Origin of the sequence: Acidovorax sp. HMWF018 (assembly GCF_003061035.1) — a bacterium.
Taxonomy (GTDB): Bacteria; Pseudomonadota; Gammaproteobacteria; order Burkholderiales; family Burkholderiaceae_C; genus Acidovorax; species Acidovorax delafieldii.
Window position 1 is genome coordinate 41,691 of the sequence record NZ_QAIM01000397.1, and the last position, 381, is coordinate 42,071.

Sequence of the window (381 nt, forward strand, 5' to 3'; positions counted from 1 at the left end):
CCGCCCTGGCCCGCGAGGTGGCCCGCGAATGGGCCGCCCGCGCCCTGGCCCAGGGCATGGACCTGGGCTACGAAGGCGTGGACCACCTGCCCGCGCAAGGCCACCCGCTGCTGCTGCGCGAGGCGTTGAACAACCTCATCGACAACGCGCTGCACTACGCGGGCCCCGGCGCCACGGTGACGGTGCGCGTGGGCCACGAAGAGCCCGGGCATTGGGCGCTGCTGGTGGTGGAGGACGATGGACCAGGCGTGCCGGCGGAGCATCTGGGCGATCTGTTTGCGCGGTTCTGGCGCGGGTCGGACAAGGCGGGCGGCTGTGGGCTGGGGCTGTCGATCGTGGAAGAGATCGCGCTGCGGCACGGGGGGCGGACGGTGGCGGAAG

At 73.2% G+C, this 381-nt stretch carries 1 protein-coding gene; it reads left to right on the forward strand.

Annotated features, from left to right (window positions below):
* Positions 1-381, forward strand: a 381-nt coding sequence (locus DBR23_RS30805; protein ID WP_233250491.1) for a HAMP domain-containing sensor histidine kinase, incomplete at both ends; no start/stop codon positions are given.